This is a genomic window from Serratia sp. KH_031, from assembly GCF_057839655.1.
In genome coordinates this window covers 1,578,275-1,598,512 of the sequence record NZ_CM174496.1, presented here as the reverse complement: position 1 = coordinate 1,598,512, position 20,238 = coordinate 1,578,275, and the positions used below count along the sequence as shown (strand labels likewise).

Sequence of the window (20,238 nt, the reverse complement as noted above, 5' to 3'; positions counted from 1 at the left end):
ATTTTTATTCGTTTACAGCGACTTTCAGCTTAGAGTAACCCAACGCTTATTTACACTATCTCCATTTTTTCTCCACCCTTCACCCAAGGTTCACGGGTAAAGTGCTGTAGCGTCGGGCAATTGCCTGATAAAAACACACATCTGATGCGTCTTAAAGATAGAACAAGTCCTAACGAGGTTCGCGCTACATGGCCAATTTTTTTATTGATCGCCCCATTTTTGCCTGGGTGCTGGCAATTATCCTTTGCCTGACAGGTGCTTTGGCGATTTTCTCTTTGCCGGTTGAGCAATACCCGAACCTCGCGCCACCGAACGTCCGCATCAGTGCCAGCTATCCTGGTGCTTCGGCACAAACGCTGGAAAATACCGTTACCCAGATAATCGAACAGAACATGACCGGTCTGGATAACCTGATGTACATGTCATCACAAAGTACCAATACCGGTTCGGCCTCGGTGACGCTGACTTTTGAAGCAGGTACCGATCCTAATGAGGCTATGCAACAGGTACAAAACCAGTTGCAAGCGGCGCTGAAACGTTTACCACAAGCAGTGCAGGATCAGGGGGTAACGGTTTCAAAAAGCGGTGACACTACGTTGATGATGGTGGCCTTCGTCTCCACCGACGGCAGCATGGATAAGCAGGACATTGCCGATTACATCGTTTCTAACCTGCAAGATCCGATCAGTCGTATTAATGGCGTCGGCAGTATGGACGTTTACGGCTCTCAATATGCGATGCGAATTTGGCTCGATCCTAACAAACTCAACAGTTATCAATTGACGACACAAGACGTGGTCAATGCGATTAACTCGCAAAACTCGCAGGTCGCCGTCGGTCAATTGGGTGGTACACCCTCAGTCGATAAGCAGGCGCTAAACGCCACCATCAATGCCCAATCGCAATTACAAACGCCAGAGCAGTTTCGTCAAATCACTCTGCGTGTGAATCAAGATGGTTCGCTCGTCACGTTAGGCGATGTCGCCACCGTAGAACTCGGTGGTGAGAACTATAACTACCTCAGCCGCTACAATGGTCAGCAAGCCGCCGGGATGAACATCAAACTGGCTTCTGGCGCCAACGAACTGCAAACTGACCAGTTGGTCAAAGACAAGATCCAGCAACTGTCCAAATATTTCCCGCCGGGATTACAAGCCAAAGTCGCTTATGAAACCACCCCCTTCGTGAAGGCCTCGATCAAGGACGTGGTAAAAACCTTGATGGAAGCGATCCTGTTGGTGTTCTTAGTGATGTACCTGTTCTTGCAAAACTTCCGCGCCACACTGATCCCAACCATCGCTGTGCCAGTGGTGTTACTCGGCACCTTTGCCATCCTTTCCGCCTGCGGTTACAGCATTAATACCCTCACGATGTTCGCGATGGTACTCGCCATCGGACTATTAGTGGACGATGCCATCGTGGTAGTGGAAAACGTCGAGCGGGTGATGAGCGAAGAAGGTTTACCACCTCGCGAAGCCACGCGTAAATCGATGGGGCAAATACAGGGCGCATTGGTCGGTATCGCATTGGTGCTTTCGGCAGTATTCATCCCGATGGCCTTCTTCGGTGGCACCACCGGCGCCATTTATCGCCAGTTTTCGATCACCATCGTTTCCGCTATGGTGCTGTCGGTTCTGGTGGCGATGATCCTGACCCCAGCGCTGTGTGCCACTCTGCTTAAACCGATCCCTAAAGGGCATCACGAAGAAAAACGCGGCTTCTTCGGTTGGTTTAACCGGATGTTCAACCGTAATGCTCATCGCTATGAGCGTGGCGTTGCGCGCATATTGCACCACAGCGCGCGCTATATGCTGATTTATCTGCTGCTGCTCGGCGGGTTGGCGCTGATGTTCCTGAAACTACCAACCTCATTCTTGCCGCAAGAAGACCGCGGCGTGTTCACCGTGCAGGTTCAGTTACCGGCGGGTTCAACCCTGCAACAAACGTCTAAAGTGGTGGAAAAAGTCGAACACTACTTTATGACTGAAGAAACGCAAGATGTGCTGTCCACCTTTGCCACCATCGGTGCCGGGCCGGGCGGTAACGGCCAAAACGTTGCACGCCTGTTCATCCGTTTGAAAGATTGGGATGAACGCACTTCGGGTGAGACCTCTTTCAATATCATTGATCGTGCCACCAAAGCGTTCAGTAAAATTAACGAGGCTCGCGTGTTCGCCAGTAGCCCACCTGCCATCAGCGGTTTGGGCAGTTCCTCTGGTTTCGACATGGAACTGGAAGATCACGCCGGTTTGGGTCATGCCAAACTGATGGAAGCCCGCGACCAACTGTTGCAATTAGCAGGACAAAATCCGTTACTGTCACGCGTACGTCACAATGGTATGGACGACAGTCCGCAATTGCAGATCGATATCGATCAACGCAAAGCGCAGGCGCTGGGCGTTTCTATTGATGACATCAACAACACGCTCTCCACCGCTTGGGGTTCAACCTACGTCAATGACTTCCTCGATCGTGGTCGGGTGAAAAAAGTCTACGTACAGGCCGGTGCGCCGTTCCGTATGCTGCCGGAGGACATTTACAAATGGTACGTTCGCAACAGCAACGGCGGCATGGTGCCCTTCTCGGCCTTTGCCAGTTCACATTGGGAATATGGCTCACCACGCCTAGAACGCTATAACGGTAACTCAGCAGTAGAGATTGTCGGCGAAGCAGCAAGCGGCGTCAGTAGCGGTACGGCGATGAATGAGATGGAAAAATTGGTCAGCCAATTACCCAACGGTTTCGGGCTGGAATGGACAGCGATGTCCTACCAAGAACGCCTCTCTGGCTCACAGGCTCCGGCGCTGTACGCTATCTCGCTGTTAGTGGTATTCCTGTGTCTGGCCGCGTTGTATGAGAGCTGGTCAATTCCATTCTCGGTGATGTTGGTAGTACCACTCGGCGTGATTGGCGCGGTGACTGCCACTTGGCTACGCGGCTTGGAGAATGACGTTTACTTCCAAGTGGGGTTACTGACGATTATCGGGCTATCGGCCAAAAACGCCATTTTGATCGTTGAATTCGCCAACGAACTCAATCAAAAAGGCCAAGATCTGATGGCTGCCACGTTGGAAGCCTCACGAATGCGCCTACGCCCGATCCTGATGACCTCGCTGGCATTTATCTTCGGCGTATTACCGATGACCATCAGCACCGGGGCTGGTTCCGGCAGCCAACATGCGGTCGGCACTGGCGTAATGGGCGGGATGATATCAGCTACAGTACTGGCGATATTTTTTGTACCGCTGTTCTTCGTATTGGTGCGACGCCGGTTCCCTGGCAAACAGCACATCAAGGTAGAAAAGTCAGAGCAATAGAAACGAAAAAAGCAGCGTCGGGAAACCGATGCTGCTTTCAACACTAACCAACTTCACTTTACAATCAAACCAAGATTATTCCCATTCGATAAACTATCCTTCCTAGACAACATGAGTTGTTTCTGAAATATATCATCGCCAAACCTACAGCATACCCACAAAGTTATTATGCATATCAACAAAATATGCAACTTCCAACATTTTTCCTAAGCTAGGGTATTGCAAGTTAAAATTAAAGGTACCGATTATGCGAGTAAGCGTGCAATATTATCTTGGGGTGGGGAAAATAGGTTTAGTATTAGCTACTTGCTATGAATGTGTCGGCCAAGTTTCTGCGGCCTGTGTTTATGACTCAGGTTTAGGTCATGACATCTCCGTAGTTTGTGACGATACACTCCCTAATCCTTATACTGTGCCAATACAATTTAACGCACCAACCACAGCGAACATCCTGATTCAACCTGATGCACAAACTCTTATTACCAATGGTGGAAATGGTGTTTTGATATCTGGCAATAGTACAGTAATAAATAATGGCACTGTCACTATGGATATTAATGATGAACTGTTTTTTGATGCCATATCCAGTCGAGGGTCGTCTAATACCATTATTAACAATGGCATCATAACCACGACTGGATTACTTTCGGAAGGGATCTATACCAATGGAAATAACACTAGCATTCTAAACACAGGGACAATAAAAACCAACAGTAATTCCTCAGATGCCATTATTAGTGAAAGAGGTTCGAACACAAACTTAATCACCAATCAGGGAAATATTACGACACAAGGTGACAACTCTTCAGGAATAGCTGTATTTGGTAATAATCATCAAGCCTTAAATTCAAACTTAATCACCACTATCGGTGTAAATAGTTATGGATTAGAAATTGATGGTATTAATAGCATTTTAAATAACAGCGGTACTATTATCACCCAAGGCGCTCAAGCGGATGGTATTGAAGGTATTGGCTCACAACATCATTTGATTAATAGTGGCAGTATAGAAACTCACGGAGATAACGCCTCCGGTATATTTTCCTATGGCGAACAAAACCAACTAATCAATAATTCAAAAATAACCACCAATGGACGTTCAGCAAACGGAATTTATGTCAACGGTGACAATTTGCAGGTGATTAACAATGGCACAATCACTGAAAAAGGTAATGAAGCATATGGTATCTATTCCATTGGTAGTGACACCCAAACGTTGGGTTCCATAACCAACAATGGTATTATTCAGACTCAAGGAAATGGCGGAGCCGGAGTATTTATGTCGGGTCTAACAACGCTAACCAACTCAGCAACTGGCGTGATAAATAGCGTAGGAGGACAAGGCGTTAATTTTGCTGCAGGAGGCAACGTAAATAATAGCGGAAATATTATCAGCAATACGGCAACAGGAATATTACTTAACGGTGATGGACAAATCACGAATAATGTAACGGGCAACGTGCAGGGAATAAATGCCATTTTTAACAATGGCGGCACTACCATTATTAATAATCAAGGTACGATGTTAGGTCTTGATGGTACGGCAATTAATCTTCCAGGTACCTTCGATACCATCATAACAAACAGTGGCACTATCCGTGGCTCAGGTTCGGAAGCTATTGTTACTGGTGCAGGCAACGACCAACTGATTATGAACAATGGTGATATTGCTGGGAATATTATTGCCAACAATGGTAATGATTCTGTTGCTCTCAGTGGTGGGGAGGTAGGCGGTGAAATCCATATGGGGAGCGGGAAAGACACTCTGCTCTGGCAGGGTTCAGGCCGTACTCATGGTGCGATTCTAATGGGTGAAGGTGACGATCAGGTAACGTTGAGTAACCTGACGGTAGGCAACACCTCGCCCCCTCCTACCATTAATGGTGGCCTAGGAAATGATCATCTCACAGTGAATAATGCACGTTTTGACGATCCCAGCCGATTGACACAATGGGAAGCCGTAAGGCTGATTAATCAGTCACAACTGCACATGACAAATTCATTGATACTGGGTGACAGCCAGTCACAAACCGGCACACTTGAGATTAGTAACAGCAGTCTTCTGGCCGGGAACAGCGGCACAGTGACGATCCAAGCGCAAAATCCAACCAGCCCAGTCAACGTCACTAACGCTGGAGTTATCAATTTAACCAACGGCGGTAATAATACTCATGATTCACTCATAATAGCCGGAAACTATATTGGCCAAAATGGCCTGCTAAAACTCCAAACCGAACTGAATAACGAGAGATCGCCGAGTGATAAGCTGGTGATTTCAAGAGGTAGTGCCAGCGGAACAACGCAAATTCATCTATCCAATGTTAACGGTACTGGTGCTTTGACTGCCGGTAATGGTATTGAGCTTGTTTCTGCGATTAACGGCAGTACCACGGAAAATCGTGCGTTCTCTCTGGTGGGTGGCAGTATTGCCGCTGGTGCTTATGAATATGTTTTGTTTCGCGGTGGTGTGAGCGAAGGTAGCGAGAATAACTGGTATTTACGTAATAGTCTGGTCCCTCCTCCCACCACACAACCAGCCCAACCGTCAGTTCCCGTGATACTGCAATCACAACCAGCACCAGGTAGCCCTGAATTACCCACTGTCACTCCTGGTAGCCCCAGCATTCCGTTATATCGCCAAGAAACACCGCTATACAGTGTGTTACCGCCATTAGCGATGGAACTGGGGCTGGCCCAACTGGGCACTTATCACCAACGTCAGGGAAGCCAGACATTGTCCGTTTCCGAAGACTCGACAAGCAGTTGGGGACGCTTTCTGGGAATACATACCCAGCATAGTTGGTCTGGCGACACCGGCTCTTCATTTGACGGTAATGTCACGGGAGTTCAAGTTGGACAGGATTTTTACAGCCACCAGATGGAAAATGGTGGCAAGCAGCAATTGGGGCTCTTTTATGGCTATACCGATATTGATGGTGATGTGAATGGCTCGGTGCTGGGCTTTCCCAATGCCAATGCCGGGAATGTGAAGACAACGGGGAATTCGCTAGGAGGCTACTGGACGTATACCGGACGCAGCGAGGCTTACCTCGATACCGTATTGATGTATACCTGGCTTAGCGGTTCGACCCATTCGCTGCGGGGTATGAATACAGATTATTCAAGTCGTTTATTGAGTGGTTCTGTAGAGGCCGGTATACCCTTTCGCCTCACGGAGCACTGGAATATTGAACCGCAGGTGCATTTTATTGTTCAACACCTAAGTGCTAATAACAGCAAAGATGCAGTATCTGACATTCGCTATAGTAGCGAAACGGTTTACACCGGCAGAGTCGGCGGAAGACTGACAGGCGATTATGTCGTCAGTTACGGAGTGATACAGCCTTATTTGAAAGTAAACCTATGGCACGACTTTCAGCACAGTGGCCAAGTATCTTTGGGAAATAATCCGATAAACCAAGGCTATGAGAGCACGACGTTGGATGTGGGAGGTGGTGTTGTTGCCACACTGAATAACGGGGCGAAATGGTATGCGGTACTCAGCCAAAACAGCAATCTAGACGGACAGCAGATTGAAGAATATAGCGGGAATCTGGGGGTGAAAATTAACTGGTAACACAGGCAATCTGCAAGCAACACCAGAGAACCGATGCTGCTTGTCAACCTATTCTTCAACGCAGTGCCCGTCAGCTAGCCAGCATCTCATCGATGAAGTCTTTCCAGTTCCCTAATTCACGATCAACCATAATTACTTCACAACCTCATTAATATGACGCGATGAATTATACGCTTGTTTTTTAACCATGTGAAGTGAGTTGGGAACGATTCCATCGTAGAGTGCAAAAGAAACAGCTATTTCGGATAAATCCCCAAAACACTGTCTTGTCGGCTCAAATGTTCCGTAGTAGCGTGCAAGACCTTCCATTTGACAAGGATATGAATATGACGCTCAGTATCGAACAACTCAAACAACAAGGGCGCTATCAGGAGGCGACTGAACAAGCGCAACAGTTGCTGCAACAAGCCCCGAATGACGCATCATTGCACTACCAACTCGCCTGTTTATATGACGTACAAGGGTTCGAACAACAGGCAATTCCTTGCTATCGTTCAGCGTTGGAATTCGGCTTACCAGATGAACAACGGCAAGAAGCCTATCTGGGATTAGGCAGCACCTACCGTGCATTGGGCTTGTATCAGCAATCATTAGAGACCTTCGATCAAGGCTTGGCCGAATTCCCACAGGCGAAAGAAATCACCCTGTTTCGCACCATGACGCTATACAATTTAGGTGATACCAAACAGGCGGTTGCCGATTTGTTGCTCCTGTTGGCGGATACGTCCGCACATCGCGAAATCAGTAGCTACCAACGCGCTATTCGTCAGTACGCAGAGGATTTAGACCGAATTGGTTAAACCTGCATAAAACGCTAGCTCTCCCGCCTGACTTTCACCTTATTCAGGGTGGCGCTCGCCACCATTTTTCGGCATGCTGTCTGCTGGATTTTCATCATTACCAAGAAGACTTTAACCCCATGACGTTGACCATGTACGGTATCAAAAACTGTGACACCATTAAAAAAGCACGCCGCTGGCTGGAAGAACAGGGTGTGACTTACCAATTTCATGACTATCGCGCAGACGGGCTGAATGAACAGCAGTTGCGTGGTTTTGTCGAACGCCTTGGCTGGCAGCCGCTGCTGAATACTCGCGGCACCACTTGGCGTAAACTGGATGAGACGCAGCGTAACGCCTGCGATAACGCCGATGCCGCCATTGCTTTGATGTTGGAGCAACCGGCAATCATTAAACGCCCACTGCTAGACGACGGCAACAGCCACGCTCTGCTAGGCTTCAGTGTTGACAGTTACCAACAATTTATCGCCGAGGTAGTTGCATGACCTGCCCCGTTATCGAATTAGCTCAACAGTTGATTAAGCGCCCTTCTCTCAGCCCTCACGATGAAGGCTGTCAGGAGATCATGATTGAGCGCTTGAAAGCTATCGGTTTTACTATCGAACCGATGAATTTTGACGATACGCAAAATTTCTGGGCTTGGCGCGGCGAAGGCCAAACCTTAGCCTTTGCCGGTCATACCGACGTCGTACCTTGCGGCGATGAGAAACACTGGCACAACCCACCGTTTGAACCCACGATCCAAGACGGTATGTTGTTTGGCCGTGGCGCAGCAGACATGAAAGGTTCGTTGGCGGCCATGGTGGTGGCAGCGGAGCGTTTTGTCGCAGCGAATCCAGCGCATCAAGGGCGTTTAGCATTCCTGATCACTTCCGACGAAGAAGCCAGCGCCACACATGGCACGGTGAAAGTGGTAGAGGCGCTAATGGCACGCAACGAGCGGTTGGATTATTGTCTGGTCGGTGAGCCGTCCAGTACCGAGCGCGTCGGCGATGTAGTGAAAAACGGTCGTCGTGGCTCAATCACCGCCAACCTGCATATTCATGGTATTCAAGGCCATGTGGCGTACCCACATCTGGCGGATAACCCGGTGCATCGCGCAATGCCTGCTCTGAATGAGTTGGTCAGTATTGAATGGGATCAGGGTAACGAATTCTTCCCGCCGACCAGTATGCAGATCGCCAATATTCAGGCTGGCACCGGCAGCAATAACGTGATCCCTGGCGAGTTGTATGTCCAATTCAACTTCCGTTTCAGCACCGAACTGACTGACGCCCTGATCAAACAGCGTGTCGAAGAGTTGTTGGAACGTCATCAATTGAATTACAGCATCGAATGGCGACTCTCCGGTCAACCGTTCCTTACTCCGCGCGGAGCCTTGGTCGATGCTGTGGTCAATGCGGTAGAACACTATTCAGAGCTGACACCACAATTATTAACCACGGGCGGCACCTCCGACGGACGGTTCATTGCCTTAATGGGCGCACAAGTGGTCGAACTGGGGCCGGTCAACGCCACCATCCACAAAGTAAACGAATGCGTCAACGCAGGTGACCTACAACTGCTGAGCCGTATGTACCAGCGCATTATGGAGCAATTGGTCGCATGATCACGCCAGAAATGCTCACCGGACGCTCAACGGATCATTTAGCGCCATTATGCGGCAAACACCGTCTGCAACCGCAAGCGGTGTCTGCGTTTCTTGCTATGCAGCAAGCGGCGCAGGCTGCCGGGTTTGATCTGCAACCGGCCAGCACCTTCCGCGATTTCGAAAGGCAATTGGCTATCTGGAATGGCAAATTCTGCGGTGAGCGCCCAGTATTAGATAAAGATAGCCAACCGATTGACGTCATTCCGCTACCTGCGGCCGATCGTTGTGAAGCGATTTTACGCTGGTCAGCACTGCCGGGTGCCAGCCGTCACCATTGGGGTAGCGATCTGGATGTATACGATCCGTCGTTACTGCCAGAAGGTCAGAAACTGCAACTGGAGCCGTGGGAATACCAAGAAGGCGGTTACTTTTATTCGTTGAATCAGTGGTTAACGGCGCACATGACGGAGTTCGGCTTTTATCGTCCATTTACCGAAGAAGGTGATGGTGTAGCAGTAGAACCTTGGCATCTGAGTTACTATCCGTTGGCACAAGAGGCCGAAAACTTGCTGACACCGGCGCTATTATTGGCGGCTTGGCAAGACCAAGAAGTGGCGGGTGCTGAATGGTTGCAACACCATTTACCCGCAATATTTTCACGTTTTATCACCCCAAGCGGGAAGGTGTAAACCATGCAATGGGTAGCTGATTACTGGTGGGTCATTCTGATCATACTGGTAGGTATCGTTCTTAATGGAATCAAAGAACTACGCCGTCTCGACCATAAAAAATTCCTGGCTAACAAGCCAGAATTACCTCCGCACCGCGATAACAACGCCGAGTGGGATGCCGAAGACGACTGGCCGAAAAAGAAATAACTTCAGATCCATTCCCGCCAATAACGGCAATGATCGGCATTAAGCTGCTCCAGTGCGGTAGCAGCTTCCTGCCGCCAGTGGCGCAATAACGCTTTTTGACCACTCACACCCAGTTCGGCCACACACTCACTGACTGACCACTGCTGTTGCAAATGCCCACGCAGCGCCGCTAACGGCAAACTGCTGGCCAGTAATAGCCGCTGCAATGCCCCTAAACTGGCCTCTAGCGAACGGTGAGCAAAAGCAAAACCCGCCAATTCGCGCCAATCCTCTTCATTTAACAATGGGTTGCCATCGTCACCGGGGATTTCCAACGTCAGATCGATACGCTGCTGTAGCCAACGCCAATCTCGCGCCAGATGCTTACGCGCCGCATGACATAGGGCTTCCCCTTGCTCATTCAGCGGCAAAATCGCCATCGCGGCATAGCAACCACTACTGGCTTCTCGTTGGCTCCCGATACGTACCAACTCAAAGCCACAAGCCTGCCAAAAACGCCACAGCGGTTCGGTATAGCCAAAACTGACCGAGAGAAAATCCAACTCTTGCAGTTGTTGGCAATATTGTTGAATCAGCTGGCTGGCGATCCCTTGCTGACGCAGTTCCGGCAAAACGGCAATGCGGCTGATGCGCCGCGATCGTAACGTCGGTGCCCACCACTGGCCGCTATGAGCCGCCAACGATTGCACCACCAGATTACCGCGCGGCCGCCGACGTCCCGCCCAAACTTCGTGCGCCAATGCGGCATCCAATCCGCCCTCATCCACCAGCCACAATGCGCCGACGACATCATCATCGTCACTCGCCACGCTAAAATGCATCCCCGGCGCATCCATCAAACGCCGAAGATCCAACGGAGAGGTTCGATAATGGGCGCTGCTCAGCAACGCGTAAAAATGCCGTAGCCGTTGCGGGTCGGCACAAAGCGCCGCTTGTTCCTGCTGACTGAAATTAAGCGCCTGCCCTGTTGGTTGCCAGAGCGGTTCCTCATTAAACAACAGAGCGTTATCAATGATTCGTTCAAGAGGATCGTCTTGCGCCCAACGCATGGGCTGATACAGGCGCAGATCTTGCCATTGCGGTAAACCTGCACAAAACTTTAATAAAAAACCACGACCGGTACCTTCGTAACCCTGCACCGTGGTGGTTAATAACACCCGTGGGAAGTAAGCCATTAACTGTTGAAGTAAGGGACTCGGGATGGCGGCGGCTTCGTCTACCAGCAACCAACCGACGTTATCTGTGCCCTGTTCACGACAATGAGCGAGCAACGCATCGGGGGCCCAGAAGCGCGCTTTCCTTTGCGCCCATTCGCTAGCCACTTCGGTAGCAGCACGGCTAGGCCCGGTGAGCCAGCATTCAAGCGGAGTATTGGCAACCAACATCCCCGCTAAGGTAGATTTCCCTCGCCCACGTGCAGCAGTCAGTACCCACACGCCTGTTTCAGCAGCCAGCAACTGCGTTAACAACGTTTGCTGTTCTACGGTCGGCGTACCATCAGGGATTTGCCAAACGGGACGTTCAGGTAACGCTGCCAACGCTAACGTATCGCCCTGTCGCCAAAGTGTCACTTCTCGGTCAGTGACTAATTGCTGCTGTAAATGAGTAATAAAATGAGGTGTTGTGATAGCTTGCGAGCAATCGCTCCAGCGCAGGCTATCGTTGTCCGCCTGCTGCGCCCAACTTTGCCAAGGCGGCACCAGTAACAATAACCAGCTTCCGGCGCGCAAGGTTCCCGTCAATGCCGCCAAAGCTTCGACATCCAGCCCTAGCGTCGCATCAAATACCGCATGCAACCGCTCTTGTCCCAATAATGAACGCACATTACTGCTCACCACAGACTGAGCCCCTATCGGCGCGTTGTTGCTGACCCACAATCCATCACCCGGCAGAGTATCAACCAGTTGCTGCGCCTGAGCGCGGCACCACTCTGGCTCCCCACTGAGTACCAATAAGCGTCGAATACCTTGCTGCTGCATCAGCGGTTGCATTGTCTGTAGCATCATTATTCAGACCTAAAAATGCCGGTGAGTTAACTATTTTGGTCAACAAATACCGGCATCGAGAAGAGAAATTAACGGCTGGCGAAGGTGTTGCAGGAATTCGGATCTCCGCTGTCATAACCGCGTTTTAACCAGGTATAACGCTGCTCGGAAGAGCCGTGAGTAAAGCTGTCGGGTACGACGCGACCTTGCCCTTGCTGTTGCAGACGATCGTCACCAATGGCTTGAGCGGCATTCAGCGCTTCTTGTAAGTCGCCCGGTTCCAGCATTTGCTGTTTCTCGGCATTTTTGCCCCAAACGCCAGCAAAGCAGTCTGCCTGTAGCTCCATCTTCACCGACAGACGGTTAACTTCCGCCTGACTGGCTCCTTGCTGCATCTGACGCACTTTACGCTCGATGCCCAACAGGTTCTGCACATGGTGCCCAACTTCATGGGCGATCACATAGGCCTGAGCAAAGTCACCGTCCGCACCCAGCTTGTTTTTCATATCCTGATAGAACGACAAATCGATATAGACGGTACGATCCGCCGGGCAATAAAACGGCCCCATAATTGATTGACCGGTACCGCAACCGGTACGCGTCGCGCCACGGTACATCACCAGTTTAGGATCTTGGTAAGTTTTCCCCGTCTGCTGGAAAATCTCCTTCCAAGTATCTTCGGTAGAAGCCAATACCACCGAAGTGAATTTCGCTAGTTCATCATCTTTCGGGCTAATGCTGGTACTGCTTTGTTGTTGGGTTTGCGGTGCGATACTGCTGCCGTCACCGTTCAGTAACGGGCTGAGATCCACTCCGTAGTAACCCGCAACCAACACCACGACGAGCAGAACAATCCCGCCCTTGCCACGAGGACGAAATCCTCTGCCACCGCCCAGATTCGGACCAGGGGACTGCCCGCGACGATCCTCAACATTGTCACTCTCACGACGCCCTTGCCAACGCATATGTAAACTCCAGAGATAGGTTATTTAATAATGGTAGGAAATTAGCCCACTGCTTACCATTATAGAATGACAGGTGACAGAGTAACGTTAGAATTTATCTGGAAATCAGATTATGACGGGGCAACCGAGTGATGCCCCATATAAAGATAGGAAAAACGAGGGATTAGTCTAATTTAACACCGATACGACGCGCCACTTCTTCATAGGCTTCGATCAGGCCGCCCAAGCTCTGACGGAAACGATCTTTGTCCATTTTGTCCAAGGTATTTTTGTCCCACAGGCGGCTACCGTCTGGAGAGAACTCATCACCCAGCACCACTTCACCGTTGAACAGACCGAATTCTAACTTGAAGTCCACCAAGATCAAACCGGCATCGTCGAACAATTTGCTCAACACGTCGTTAGCTTGGTAGCTCAGCTCACGCATACGTGCCAGATGCTCTTTGTTCACCCAACCGAAGGTTTCGCAATAGGATTCGTTCACCATCGGGTCATGCATGGCATCATTTTTCAGGAACAGATCGAATAACGGTGGATTCAGCACCAGACCTTCTTCAATCCCTAAACGCTTCACCAGAGAGCCTGCTGCACGGTTACGGATAACACACTCGACCGGCACCATATCCAGTTTTTTCACCAGCACTTCGTTGTCGGACAACAGACGTTCCATCTGCGTTGGAATGCCAGCTTCTTCCAGTTTGCTCATGATGAAATGGTTGAATTTGTTGTTTACCATCCCCTTGCGATCAAACTGCTCAATGCGCTGACCATCCAGTGCTGACGTATCATTGCGGAATTCCAACACCAGCAGATCCGGGTTCTCGGTGGTGTAGACGGTTTTTGCTTTTCCGCGATACAGCTCAGCTAACTTTTGCATCTTATGACTCCAGTAATATAGAGAAGATTAACCCATAAATTCTTTAACAACGCGCATCGCTATATTGTGCCAAAACTCCGACGCAAACGATACCGTCTGAATAAAACAAAAAGGAGCCGAAGCCCCTTTTTTAATTATTGTGCGCTAGTTTTACTAAACGCGGCCTGGAATACGGCGACCAGTGCATCGTTCTGCGCCTGGGTCAACGGTTTCCCTTTTGAGTCAATGAACTGCATGCTGGTACGGTTGTTCAGATCGCCGACCTGCAATTTGTAATCGCCATCTTTCAGCTCTGGGTCCTTAACAGCTAAGGCGTCCCAATCACTGCCACTCAGCGATTTATAGGTCACGGCCACGGTGCCCAATGGACGATTACGGTCACCCACTTTCATACCGATTTTTTCCAGCGCGGTTGGCAAGCGATCCCACACCACTAGGTACGGGGCACGAACCACTAGCATTGGCAAACCAGTATCATCAGCACTGCTCTGTACGTCTAGAGCACCGGTACGACCTGCAGCTTGGCTGTTAGACAAATTGTTCTGCTTATCCAGGTTTTCCACGATGGTGTTCATCATCATGCCGTTATAACGCTGGACTTCAGAAGGATCGGTCACTGGATCGGTTTTACCTTGCTGCTGTAGACCGATGGATTTCACCACTAGCGCCTGCTGATAACCCTGCTGTTGCAGGCTAATCTGGTAACGGCCTTCGTACTGGTTATCTTCGTCCAGACGGTTCCATTTCACCCAGTCAGTGGTCAGGCTCTGCTTGGCATCATCGCGGGAAGCGATCGCCATGTTTTTCGCCTGCAAGGTGCTCACCACACGTGACCACAGGTTTTGGTTCTGCGGACTATTTTCCAACAACAGCGTACCGCTATCGGCCGAATACTGAGCGCGAGAACCGCTCAGCAGTGCCAACGCCTGCACTGGAGGGCGGATATCCAGTTGCTTGCCGACAAGTCCGGTCGTCTTGGTTGACGGCACATCATAGTTACCGGTCTGAATTGGCAGGATCATACCCGCTGGTGAGTTCAGAGATTTTAGCGGTGCAGCGTCGAGATAAGCCTCATCGCCACTCACCTGACGTTTGTAGCGCTGATCGCTGGTACAACCTACCAACACCATCACCAGTGAGATACCCACGACTTTTGCTACTGTCGACTTTTGCATTAAATTTCCCTAAGAGTTACAGCAAACCAGCGCTTTTCAGCGCACGCTCCACAACCGGACGGGAGGCTTCGGTCAACGGCGTCATTGGCAGACGCATCGTATCATTCGCCATCAGTCCCAATGTCTTGCAGGCCCATTTCACCGGGATCGGGTTTGCTTCAACAAATAAATCCTGATGCAACGGCATCAAGCGTTGGTTCAAACGGCGAGCTTGTGCGAAGTTGCCTTCTTTCGCCAGTTGGCAAAGCTGCGCCATTTCACGTGCTGCCACGTTAGCCGTGACGGAAATAACGCCCTTACCACCCAGTTGCATGAAGTCCAGACCGCTGGCGTCATCGCCACTCAGCAGAATGAAATCTTCATCATCAACCAGCACTTGGATCTGACTAACCCGGCTTAAGTTCCCTGTCGCTTCCTTTACTGCCACAATATTTTTGATTTTGGCTAAACGCGCAATCACCGGAGGCAGCATGTCGCAACCGGTACGTGATGGCACGTTATACAGAATCTGCGGCAGTTCGGTGCATTCAGCAATGGCTTTAAAGTGCTGATAAAGCCCTTCCTGCATCGGCCTATTGTAGTAAGGCGTGACAGTCAGACACCCTACTACACCGGTATTTTCAAAACGCTTCGTTAGGGAGATAGCCTCTGCGGTAGCATTGGCACCGGTTCCGGCAATCACCGGAATGCGACCCGCCGCCAGTTCCAGCGTTTGTAAAACCACATCAACATGCTCATCGTGTGCAAGCGTGGCTGACTCACCGGTTGTCCCGACGGCGACAATAGCCGCAGTTCCGCTAGCCACATGATAATCAATCAATTTTTTTAGGCTCGCGCGATCGACATTACCTTTGTCGTCCATCGGCGTAACCAGCGCAACTATACTTCCCGTAAACATTGGCCGTCCCCTCTACAAACAAGTCATTCATGGTACTTTTGCTGCCTATCCAAAAGCAAGCGAACATCGACGATGTCAGCGCTTGGCAGGCGGTTTTTTTTGTGTTTTCCTTGATCTACCCTATTTAATCGCTCAGGAACCCCCATGTCGCCAAAGCCAGATGCACACTATCTCGTGATTACCGCGCTCGGTGCCGATCGTCCCGGTATCGTCAACACCATCACCCGCCACGTCAGTAGTTGCGGATGCAATATCGAAGATAGCCGTCTGGCCATGCTGGGTGATGAGTTCACCTTTATCATGCTGCTTTCCGGCAGTTGGAACGCTATTACCCTGATTGAATCCACTCTGCCGCAAAAAGGCGCAGAGCTAGATTTATTGATTGTGATGAAACGCACAAATTCACACGAAAGGCCACCCATGCCCACGACAGTGTGGGTTCAGGTGGAAGTCAAAGATTCACCCCATTTGATTGAGCGTTTTACCGCGTTGTTTGATTCCAGTCAGATGAACATTGCCGAATTGGTGTCACGTACCCAACCGGCGGAAGGTGAACAACCTGCGCAGTTGTATATCCAGATTACTGCGCACAGTACCGGAGATAACAATTCATCAAATATTGAGCAAGCCTTTCATCGCCTATGTACAGAATTGAATGCACAAGGCAGTATTAGCGTTGTGAACTATCCACAGCATGACGAGAAAGATGGAGAGAAGTGATGAGCCCATTGAAAGCCGGTGAAACAGCGCCGAAATTTAGTTTACTTGACCAGGACGGTGAAGAAATTAACTTGGCCGACTTCCAGGGACAGAAAGTGTTGGTCTATTTTTATCCTAAAGCCATGACGCCAGGTTGTACCGTACAAGCCTGCGGCCTGCGGGATAATATGGATAAATTGAAAATGGCAGGGGTTGAAGTGCTAGGTATCAGCACCGATAAACCCGAGAAGTTGTCGCGTTTTGCAGAGAAAGAAGTGCTCAACTTCACATTGTTGTCTGATGAAGATCATCAGGTTTCTGAGCAGTTTGGTGTTTGGGGTGAAAAGACCTTCATGGGTAAAACTTATGATGGTATCCACCGCATCAGTTTCCTAATTGATGGCAATGGCAAGGTGGAAAAGGTGTTTGATGATTTCAAGACCACCAACCACCATGATATTGTTCTGAATTACCTGAAACAATAATTCTCACTGGGCACGGCAGCCGCTGCGCCCAGTTTTATTGGCTTACTCAGCCTTTTCTTCAATCTCTACCAACATATCATCTGGCCAAGCGTGAATAACTGCTTTCACGAGCGTTGCCAATGGGATAGCAAAGAATACCCCCCAGAAGCCCCACAGCCCACCGAAAATAATCACCGCCAGAATAATTACCAACGGGTGCAGATTAACCGCTTCTGAGAACAAAATCGGCACCAGTAAGTTGCCATCCAACCCTTGCACCACCAGATAGGCAATGATCAAGGTCCAGAAATCAGCACCGATTCCCCATTGGAACAGCGCGACCACTATCACCGGGATGGTAACCAGTACCGCGCCGATATAAGGGATCAACACCGAGAAACCGACTAACACGGCCAACAACAACGAATAACGCATATCCAGAATGAAAAATACCAGATAAGTCGCTACACCGACGATCACCATTTCCACCACTTTGCCACGAATGTAGTTAGTGATTTGTTGGTTCATCTCAATCCATACCTGCCCTGCTAACCCGCGGTTACGTGGCAACACACGGCGCACCGCATTCAGCATTTGCTCTTTGTCTTTCAACAAGAAGAATGCCATCAGCGGGACCAAAATCAGGTAAATCGCTAACGTTAGCAAACCAACCAATGAGGCTACCGAGAGTTTTACCACCGACTCACCCACACCAGACAAACGGTTACGCAGGTTTTCCGCCATCATATCGATGATGCCCGCGTCCACCAGCGCCGGGTAACGTTTTGGTAGCGTGGCGGCAAAGTTGTAGAACTGGTTGAGCATGGTCGGCAAATCAGTCATCAGGTTAATGCCTTGCTGCCAAGCAATTGGCGCAACCACCAAAACCAACAGCATAGCGATACCCGCAAACACGATTAGCACCATACTCACCGCCCAGGTGCGCGAACAACCCACTCGCTGTAAACGCGCCGTTGGCCATTCCAACAAATAGGCTAAGACAATCGCCACCAGTAGCGGCGTCAGGATGCCATGAAAGAAATAGAGTATGCAGAACCCGCCGATCAGGATCGCCAACAGCGCAATAGCTTGCGGATCGGTAAAACGGCGGCGATACCATTGTAATAACATCTCCAGCATTAGCAGGTGCTCCTAAAATCCATATGCAGTGCCCAATAGTTTTTTACATAATTAATAACTTGATGATCAACGGGCAGAAGTTTCATTATTGGCTACGTCTGGCTATGATGAGATCAGTCTGATTTTGCCCTAAAAGCCGCACCATTTTGTGAGCTGACGCACTTTCGCGTTGATTGTACTGGAGAGTCTTGCACGGAAGAAGAACTCTTATGGGATGCTGACGTCTTATATCCTAAATAATTGGAGTTGCATCAAGACGGCAAGTGAGTGAGTTCCGATGAGCTTACGTCAGTAAGTGATTCGGGGGAGTGAACGCAGCCAACGCAGAGGCGGCTTCAAGTATGACGGGTATTAAGATATTTTATAGAGGGAAAGTCTCATTATGACCACCCGGTTGACCAAAACAGTGATTGCAGTACTGTTGCTCGGCACGCTCAATGCTACCGCCGTGGCCCCGGTGAATGCAGAAAGTCAGGATCAACTCCCTGATATGGGCACCACCGCAGGTGGCACGCTCAGCATCGGTCAAGAGTTGGCAATGGGCGACTTTTATGTTCGCCAACTTCGTGCCAGTGCGCCGCTGATTAACGATCCATTACTCACTCAATATATCAATCAGTTGGGAAACAGGCTGGTCGCCAGCGCTTATTCCGTGCGCACACCATTTCATTTCTTCTTGGTACGCAACGACGAAATCAACGCCTTTGCCTTCTTTGGCGGCAATGTGGTGCTGCACTCGGCGTTGTTCCGTGAAACCGATAACGAAAGCCAATTGGCTTCGGTGTTAGCGCACGAAATTTCACACGTTACCCAGCGTCACTTGGCTCGAGCCATGGAAGAACAACAGCGAAACGCCCCACTGACTTGGGTCGGCGCACTGGGTTCCATTCTGCTGGCGATGGCTAACCCAGCCATGGGGATGGCGGCACTGAGCGGAACACTGGCCGGTACGCAACAAGGCATCATCAGCTTTACCCAGAGTAACGAGCAAGAAGCCGACCGCATCGGTATTCAGGTGCTACAACGCGCGGGGTTCGATCCCGAGGCCATGCCTAATTTCTTACAAAAATTGGCCGATCAGTCGCGTTATGCCTCTAAACCACCGGAAATGTTGCTAACTCACCCGTTGCCAGATAGCCGCCTTTCCGATACCCGCAACCGCGCCAACCAAATGAAACCTAATCCGGTACAATCATCACAGGATTACCTATTCGCCAAGATACGCTCTTTAGGTATGTACAGTTCTGAAGGTTATGGCTTGAGTGAAGAACTGCTCGACACTTATAGCAAAGGTAATGTTCGTCAGCAGGTTGCCGCCAAATACGGGCGAGCGCTGCTGTTCTACGAAGCAAAAAAGTACGACGACGCTCGCAATATCATTCAACCATTATTGGCTAAAGATGCGAAAAACGTCTGGTATCTCGATATTCTGACCGATATTGACCTCGGCCAGAAAAAGGCGCCGCAGGCCATCGCGCGATTGGAAGCGGTGAATGCCGCCCAGAGCAACAATCCGGTGTTACAGCTCAATTTGGCTAACGCCTATGTCGAAGGCAATAAATCGGCTCAGGCATCAAAAATCCTGAATCGCTATACCTTCGCCCACCCAGACGATCCCAACGGCTGGGATCTACTGGCACAGGCCAGCGCCGCTCAAGGGCTACGTGATGAAGAACTTTCCGCCCGCGCCGAGAGTTTAGCTCTGGCAGGTCAACTCGATCAGGCCATCGGTTTACTCAGTAATGCCAGTTCACTGGAAAAACTCGGCAGCTTGAAACAGGCGCGTTATGACGCCCGCATTGACCAATTACGCCAACTGCAACAGCGGTTCCGCCAATATCAGCGCAGTTGATTTTTACCCGAAGGAGTTTG

General features: G+C 50.1%; 17 protein-coding genes. 10 read left to right on the top strand and 7 right to left on the bottom strand.

The window, feature by feature from the left end; translation table 11 throughout:
• Window positions 1-188 precede the first annotated feature (188 nt).
• Both acrD and AC3ISQ_RS07025 read left to right on the top strand, forming a co-directional pair.
• The gene (gene acrD, locus AC3ISQ_RS07030) at window positions 189-3,317 is read left to right on the top strand and encodes a multidrug efflux RND transporter permease AcrD (RefSeq protein WP_489351800.1); all 3,129 of its coding nucleotides are present in this window, start codon (window positions 189-191) and stop codon (window positions 3,315-3,317) included.
• A gap of 247 nt (window positions 3,318-3,564) precedes the next feature.
• On the top strand, window positions 3,565-6,894 hold the full coding sequence (locus AC3ISQ_RS07025) for an autotransporter outer membrane beta-barrel domain-containing protein (RefSeq protein WP_489351798.1): 3,330 nt from the start codon (window positions 3,565-3,567) through the stop codon (window positions 6,892-6,894).
• A gap of 70 nt (window positions 6,895-6,964) precedes the next feature.
• Here the strand turns inward: AC3ISQ_RS07025 and ypfM are convergent, their stop codons facing one another.
• Window positions 6,965-7,024 (bottom strand): protein YpfM, encoded by a 60-nt coding sequence (gene ypfM, locus AC3ISQ_RS07020; RefSeq protein WP_489353166.1) that lies wholly within the window; start codon window positions 7,022-7,024, stop codon window positions 6,965-6,967.
• Between the two features lie 190 nt (window positions 7,025-7,214).
• Between ypfM and AC3ISQ_RS07015 the strand changes: the two genes are divergently transcribed.
• The 5 genes from AC3ISQ_RS07015 (at window position 7,215) to AC3ISQ_RS06995 (ending at window position 10,163) form a co-directional block, all read left to right on the top strand.
• Window positions 7,215-7,694: a tetratricopeptide repeat protein gene (locus tag AC3ISQ_RS07015; protein ID WP_489351796.1), complete on the top strand. Its 480-nt coding sequence runs from the start codon at window positions 7,215-7,217 to the stop codon at window positions 7,692-7,694.
• A gap of 119 nt (window positions 7,695-7,813) precedes the next feature.
• Complete coding sequence (locus AC3ISQ_RS07010) at window positions 7,814-8,179, top strand: ArsC family reductase (protein WP_489351794.1); 366 nt, start codon at window positions 7,814-7,816, stop codon at window positions 8,177-8,179.
• Entirely contained in the window at window positions 8,176-9,303 is a 1,128-nt protein-coding gene (dapE, locus tag AC3ISQ_RS07005; RefSeq protein WP_489351792.1) for a succinyl-diaminopimelate desuccinylase, read from the top strand. Before AC3ISQ_RS07010 ends, dapE begins: the two co-directional genes overlap by 4 nt.
• Complete coding sequence (locus AC3ISQ_RS07000; RefSeq protein ID WP_489351790.1) at window positions 9,300-9,974, top strand: M15 family metallopeptidase; 675 nt, start codon at window positions 9,300-9,302, stop codon at window positions 9,972-9,974. Before dapE ends, AC3ISQ_RS07000 begins: the two co-directional genes overlap by 4 nt.
• A 3-nt stretch (window positions 9,975-9,977) precedes the next feature.
• Window positions 9,978-10,163 (top strand): YpfN family protein, encoded by a 186-nt coding sequence (locus AC3ISQ_RS06995; RefSeq protein WP_489351788.1) that lies wholly within the window; start codon window positions 9,978-9,980, stop codon window positions 10,161-10,163.
• A 2-nt stretch (window positions 10,164-10,165) separates the two neighbouring features.
• Here the strand turns inward: AC3ISQ_RS06995 and AC3ISQ_RS06990 are convergent, their stop codons facing one another.
• The 5 genes from AC3ISQ_RS06990 to dapA all read right to left on the bottom strand — a co-directional run bounded on the left by AC3ISQ_RS06990 (window position 10,166) and on the right by dapA (window position 16,063).
• Window positions 10,166-12,166, bottom strand: coding sequence for a tRNA(Met) cytidine acetyltransferase TmcA (locus AC3ISQ_RS06990; RefSeq protein ID WP_489353165.1), 2,001 nt, complete (start codon window positions 12,164-12,166; stop codon window positions 10,166-10,168).
• A gap of 71 nt (window positions 12,167-12,237) precedes the next feature.
• Window positions 12,238-13,113, bottom strand: a complete 876-nt coding sequence (gene ypfJ, locus AC3ISQ_RS06985) for a KPN_02809 family neutral zinc metallopeptidase (protein WP_489351786.1) — start codon at window positions 13,111-13,113, stop codon at window positions 12,238-12,240.
• A gap of 163 nt (window positions 13,114-13,276) precedes the next feature.
• On the bottom strand, window positions 13,277-13,990 hold the full coding sequence (gene purC / locus AC3ISQ_RS06980) for a phosphoribosylaminoimidazolesuccinocarboxamide synthase (protein ID WP_489351784.1): 714 nt from the start codon (window positions 13,988-13,990) through the stop codon (window positions 13,277-13,279).
• A 134-nt stretch (window positions 13,991-14,124) separates the two neighbouring features.
• Window positions 14,125-15,165 (bottom strand): outer membrane protein assembly factor BamC, encoded by a 1,041-nt coding sequence (gene bamC, locus AC3ISQ_RS06975; RefSeq protein WP_489351782.1) that lies wholly within the window; start codon window positions 15,163-15,165, stop codon window positions 14,125-14,127.
• A 16-nt stretch (window positions 15,166-15,181) separates the two neighbouring features.
• The gene (gene dapA / locus AC3ISQ_RS06970) at window positions 15,182-16,063 is read right to left on the bottom strand and encodes a 4-hydroxy-tetrahydrodipicolinate synthase (protein ID WP_489351780.1); all 882 of its coding nucleotides are present in this window, start codon (window positions 16,061-16,063) and stop codon (window positions 15,182-15,184) included.
• Window positions 16,064-16,207: 144 nt separating this feature from the next.
• On the opposite strand from dapA, the gene AC3ISQ_RS06965 reads away from it, so the two are divergent.
• On the top strand, window positions 16,208-16,783 hold the full coding sequence (locus AC3ISQ_RS06965) for a glycine cleavage system transcriptional repressor (RefSeq protein ID WP_489351778.1): 576 nt from the start codon (window positions 16,208-16,210) through the stop codon (window positions 16,781-16,783).
• Window positions 16,783-17,247 carry a thioredoxin-dependent thiol peroxidase gene (bcp, locus tag AC3ISQ_RS06960; protein ID WP_489351776.1) on the top strand — a complete coding sequence of 155 codons (465 nt, stop codon included), beginning with the start codon at window positions 16,783-16,785 and terminating at the stop codon, window positions 17,245-17,247. Before AC3ISQ_RS06965 ends, bcp begins: the two co-directional genes overlap by 1 nt.
• Window positions 17,248-17,289: 42 nt before the next feature.
• Here the strand turns inward: bcp and AC3ISQ_RS06955 are convergent, their stop codons facing one another.
• Complete coding sequence (locus tag AC3ISQ_RS06955; RefSeq protein ID WP_489351774.1) at window positions 17,290-18,366, bottom strand: AI-2E family transporter; 1,077 nt, start codon at window positions 18,364-18,366, stop codon at window positions 17,290-17,292.
• A gap of 382 nt (window positions 18,367-18,748) precedes the next feature.
• Between AC3ISQ_RS06955 and bepA the strand changes: the two genes are divergently transcribed.
• Window positions 18,749-20,218, top strand: coding sequence for a beta-barrel assembly-enhancing protease (gene bepA / locus AC3ISQ_RS06950; RefSeq protein ID WP_489351772.1), 1,470 nt, complete (start codon window positions 18,749-18,751; stop codon window positions 20,216-20,218).
• The last annotated feature ends 20 nt before the right edge of the window (window positions 20,219-20,238 follow it).

Bases quoted from the DNA above. Each gene is read 5' to 3' on its own strand.
- AC3ISQ_RS06965 (WP_489351778.1), top strand. From the start codon at position 16,208: ATGTCGCCAAAGCCAGATGCACACTATCTCGTGATTACCGCGCTCGGT.
- bamC (WP_489351782.1), bottom strand. From the start codon at position 15,165: ATGCAAAAGTCGACAGTAGCAAAAGTCGTGGGTATCTCACTGGTGATG.
- AC3ISQ_RS07025 (WP_489351798.1), top strand. From the start codon at position 3,565: ATGCGAGTAAGCGTGCAATATTATCTTGGGGTGGGGAAAATAGGTTTA.
- AC3ISQ_RS07015 (WP_489351796.1), top strand. From the start codon at position 7,215: ATGAATATGACGCTCAGTATCGAACAACTCAAACAACAAGGGCGCTAT.
- ypfJ (WP_489351786.1), bottom strand. From the start codon at position 13,113: ATGCGTTGGCAAGGGCGTCGTGAGAGTGACAATGTTGAGGATCGTCGC.
- AC3ISQ_RS07010 (WP_489351794.1), top strand. From the start codon at position 7,814: ATGACGTTGACCATGTACGGTATCAAAAACTGTGACACCATTAAAAAA.
- purC (WP_489351784.1), bottom strand. From the start codon at position 13,990: ATGCAAAAGTTAGCTGAGCTGTATCGCGGAAAAGCAAAAACCGTCTAC.
- dapE (WP_489351792.1), top strand. From the start codon at position 8,176: ATGACCTGCCCCGTTATCGAATTAGCTCAACAGTTGATTAAGCGCCCT.
- bepA (WP_489351772.1), top strand. From the start codon at position 18,749: ATGACCACCCGGTTGACCAAAACAGTGATTGCAGTACTGTTGCTCGGC.
- AC3ISQ_RS06995 (WP_489351788.1), top strand. From the start codon at position 9,978: ATGCAATGGGTAGCTGATTACTGGTGGGTCATTCTGATCATACTGGTA.
- AC3ISQ_RS07000 (WP_489351790.1), top strand. From the start codon at position 9,300: ATGATCACGCCAGAAATGCTCACCGGACGCTCAACGGATCATTTAGCG.
- AC3ISQ_RS06955 (WP_489351774.1), bottom strand. From the start codon at position 18,366: ATGCTGGAGATGTTATTACAATGGTATCGCCGCCGTTTTACCGATCCG.
- AC3ISQ_RS06990 (WP_489353165.1), bottom strand. From the start codon at position 12,166: ATGCTACAGACAATGCAACCGCTGATGCAGCAGCAAGGTATTCGACGC.
- dapA (WP_489351780.1), bottom strand. From the start codon at position 16,063: ATGTTTACGGGAAGTATAGTTGCGCTGGTTACGCCGATGGACGACAAA.
- bcp (WP_489351776.1), top strand. From the start codon at position 16,783: ATGAGCCCATTGAAAGCCGGTGAAACAGCGCCGAAATTTAGTTTACTT.
- acrD (WP_489351800.1), top strand. From the start codon at position 189: ATGGCCAATTTTTTTATTGATCGCCCCATTTTTGCCTGGGTGCTGGCA.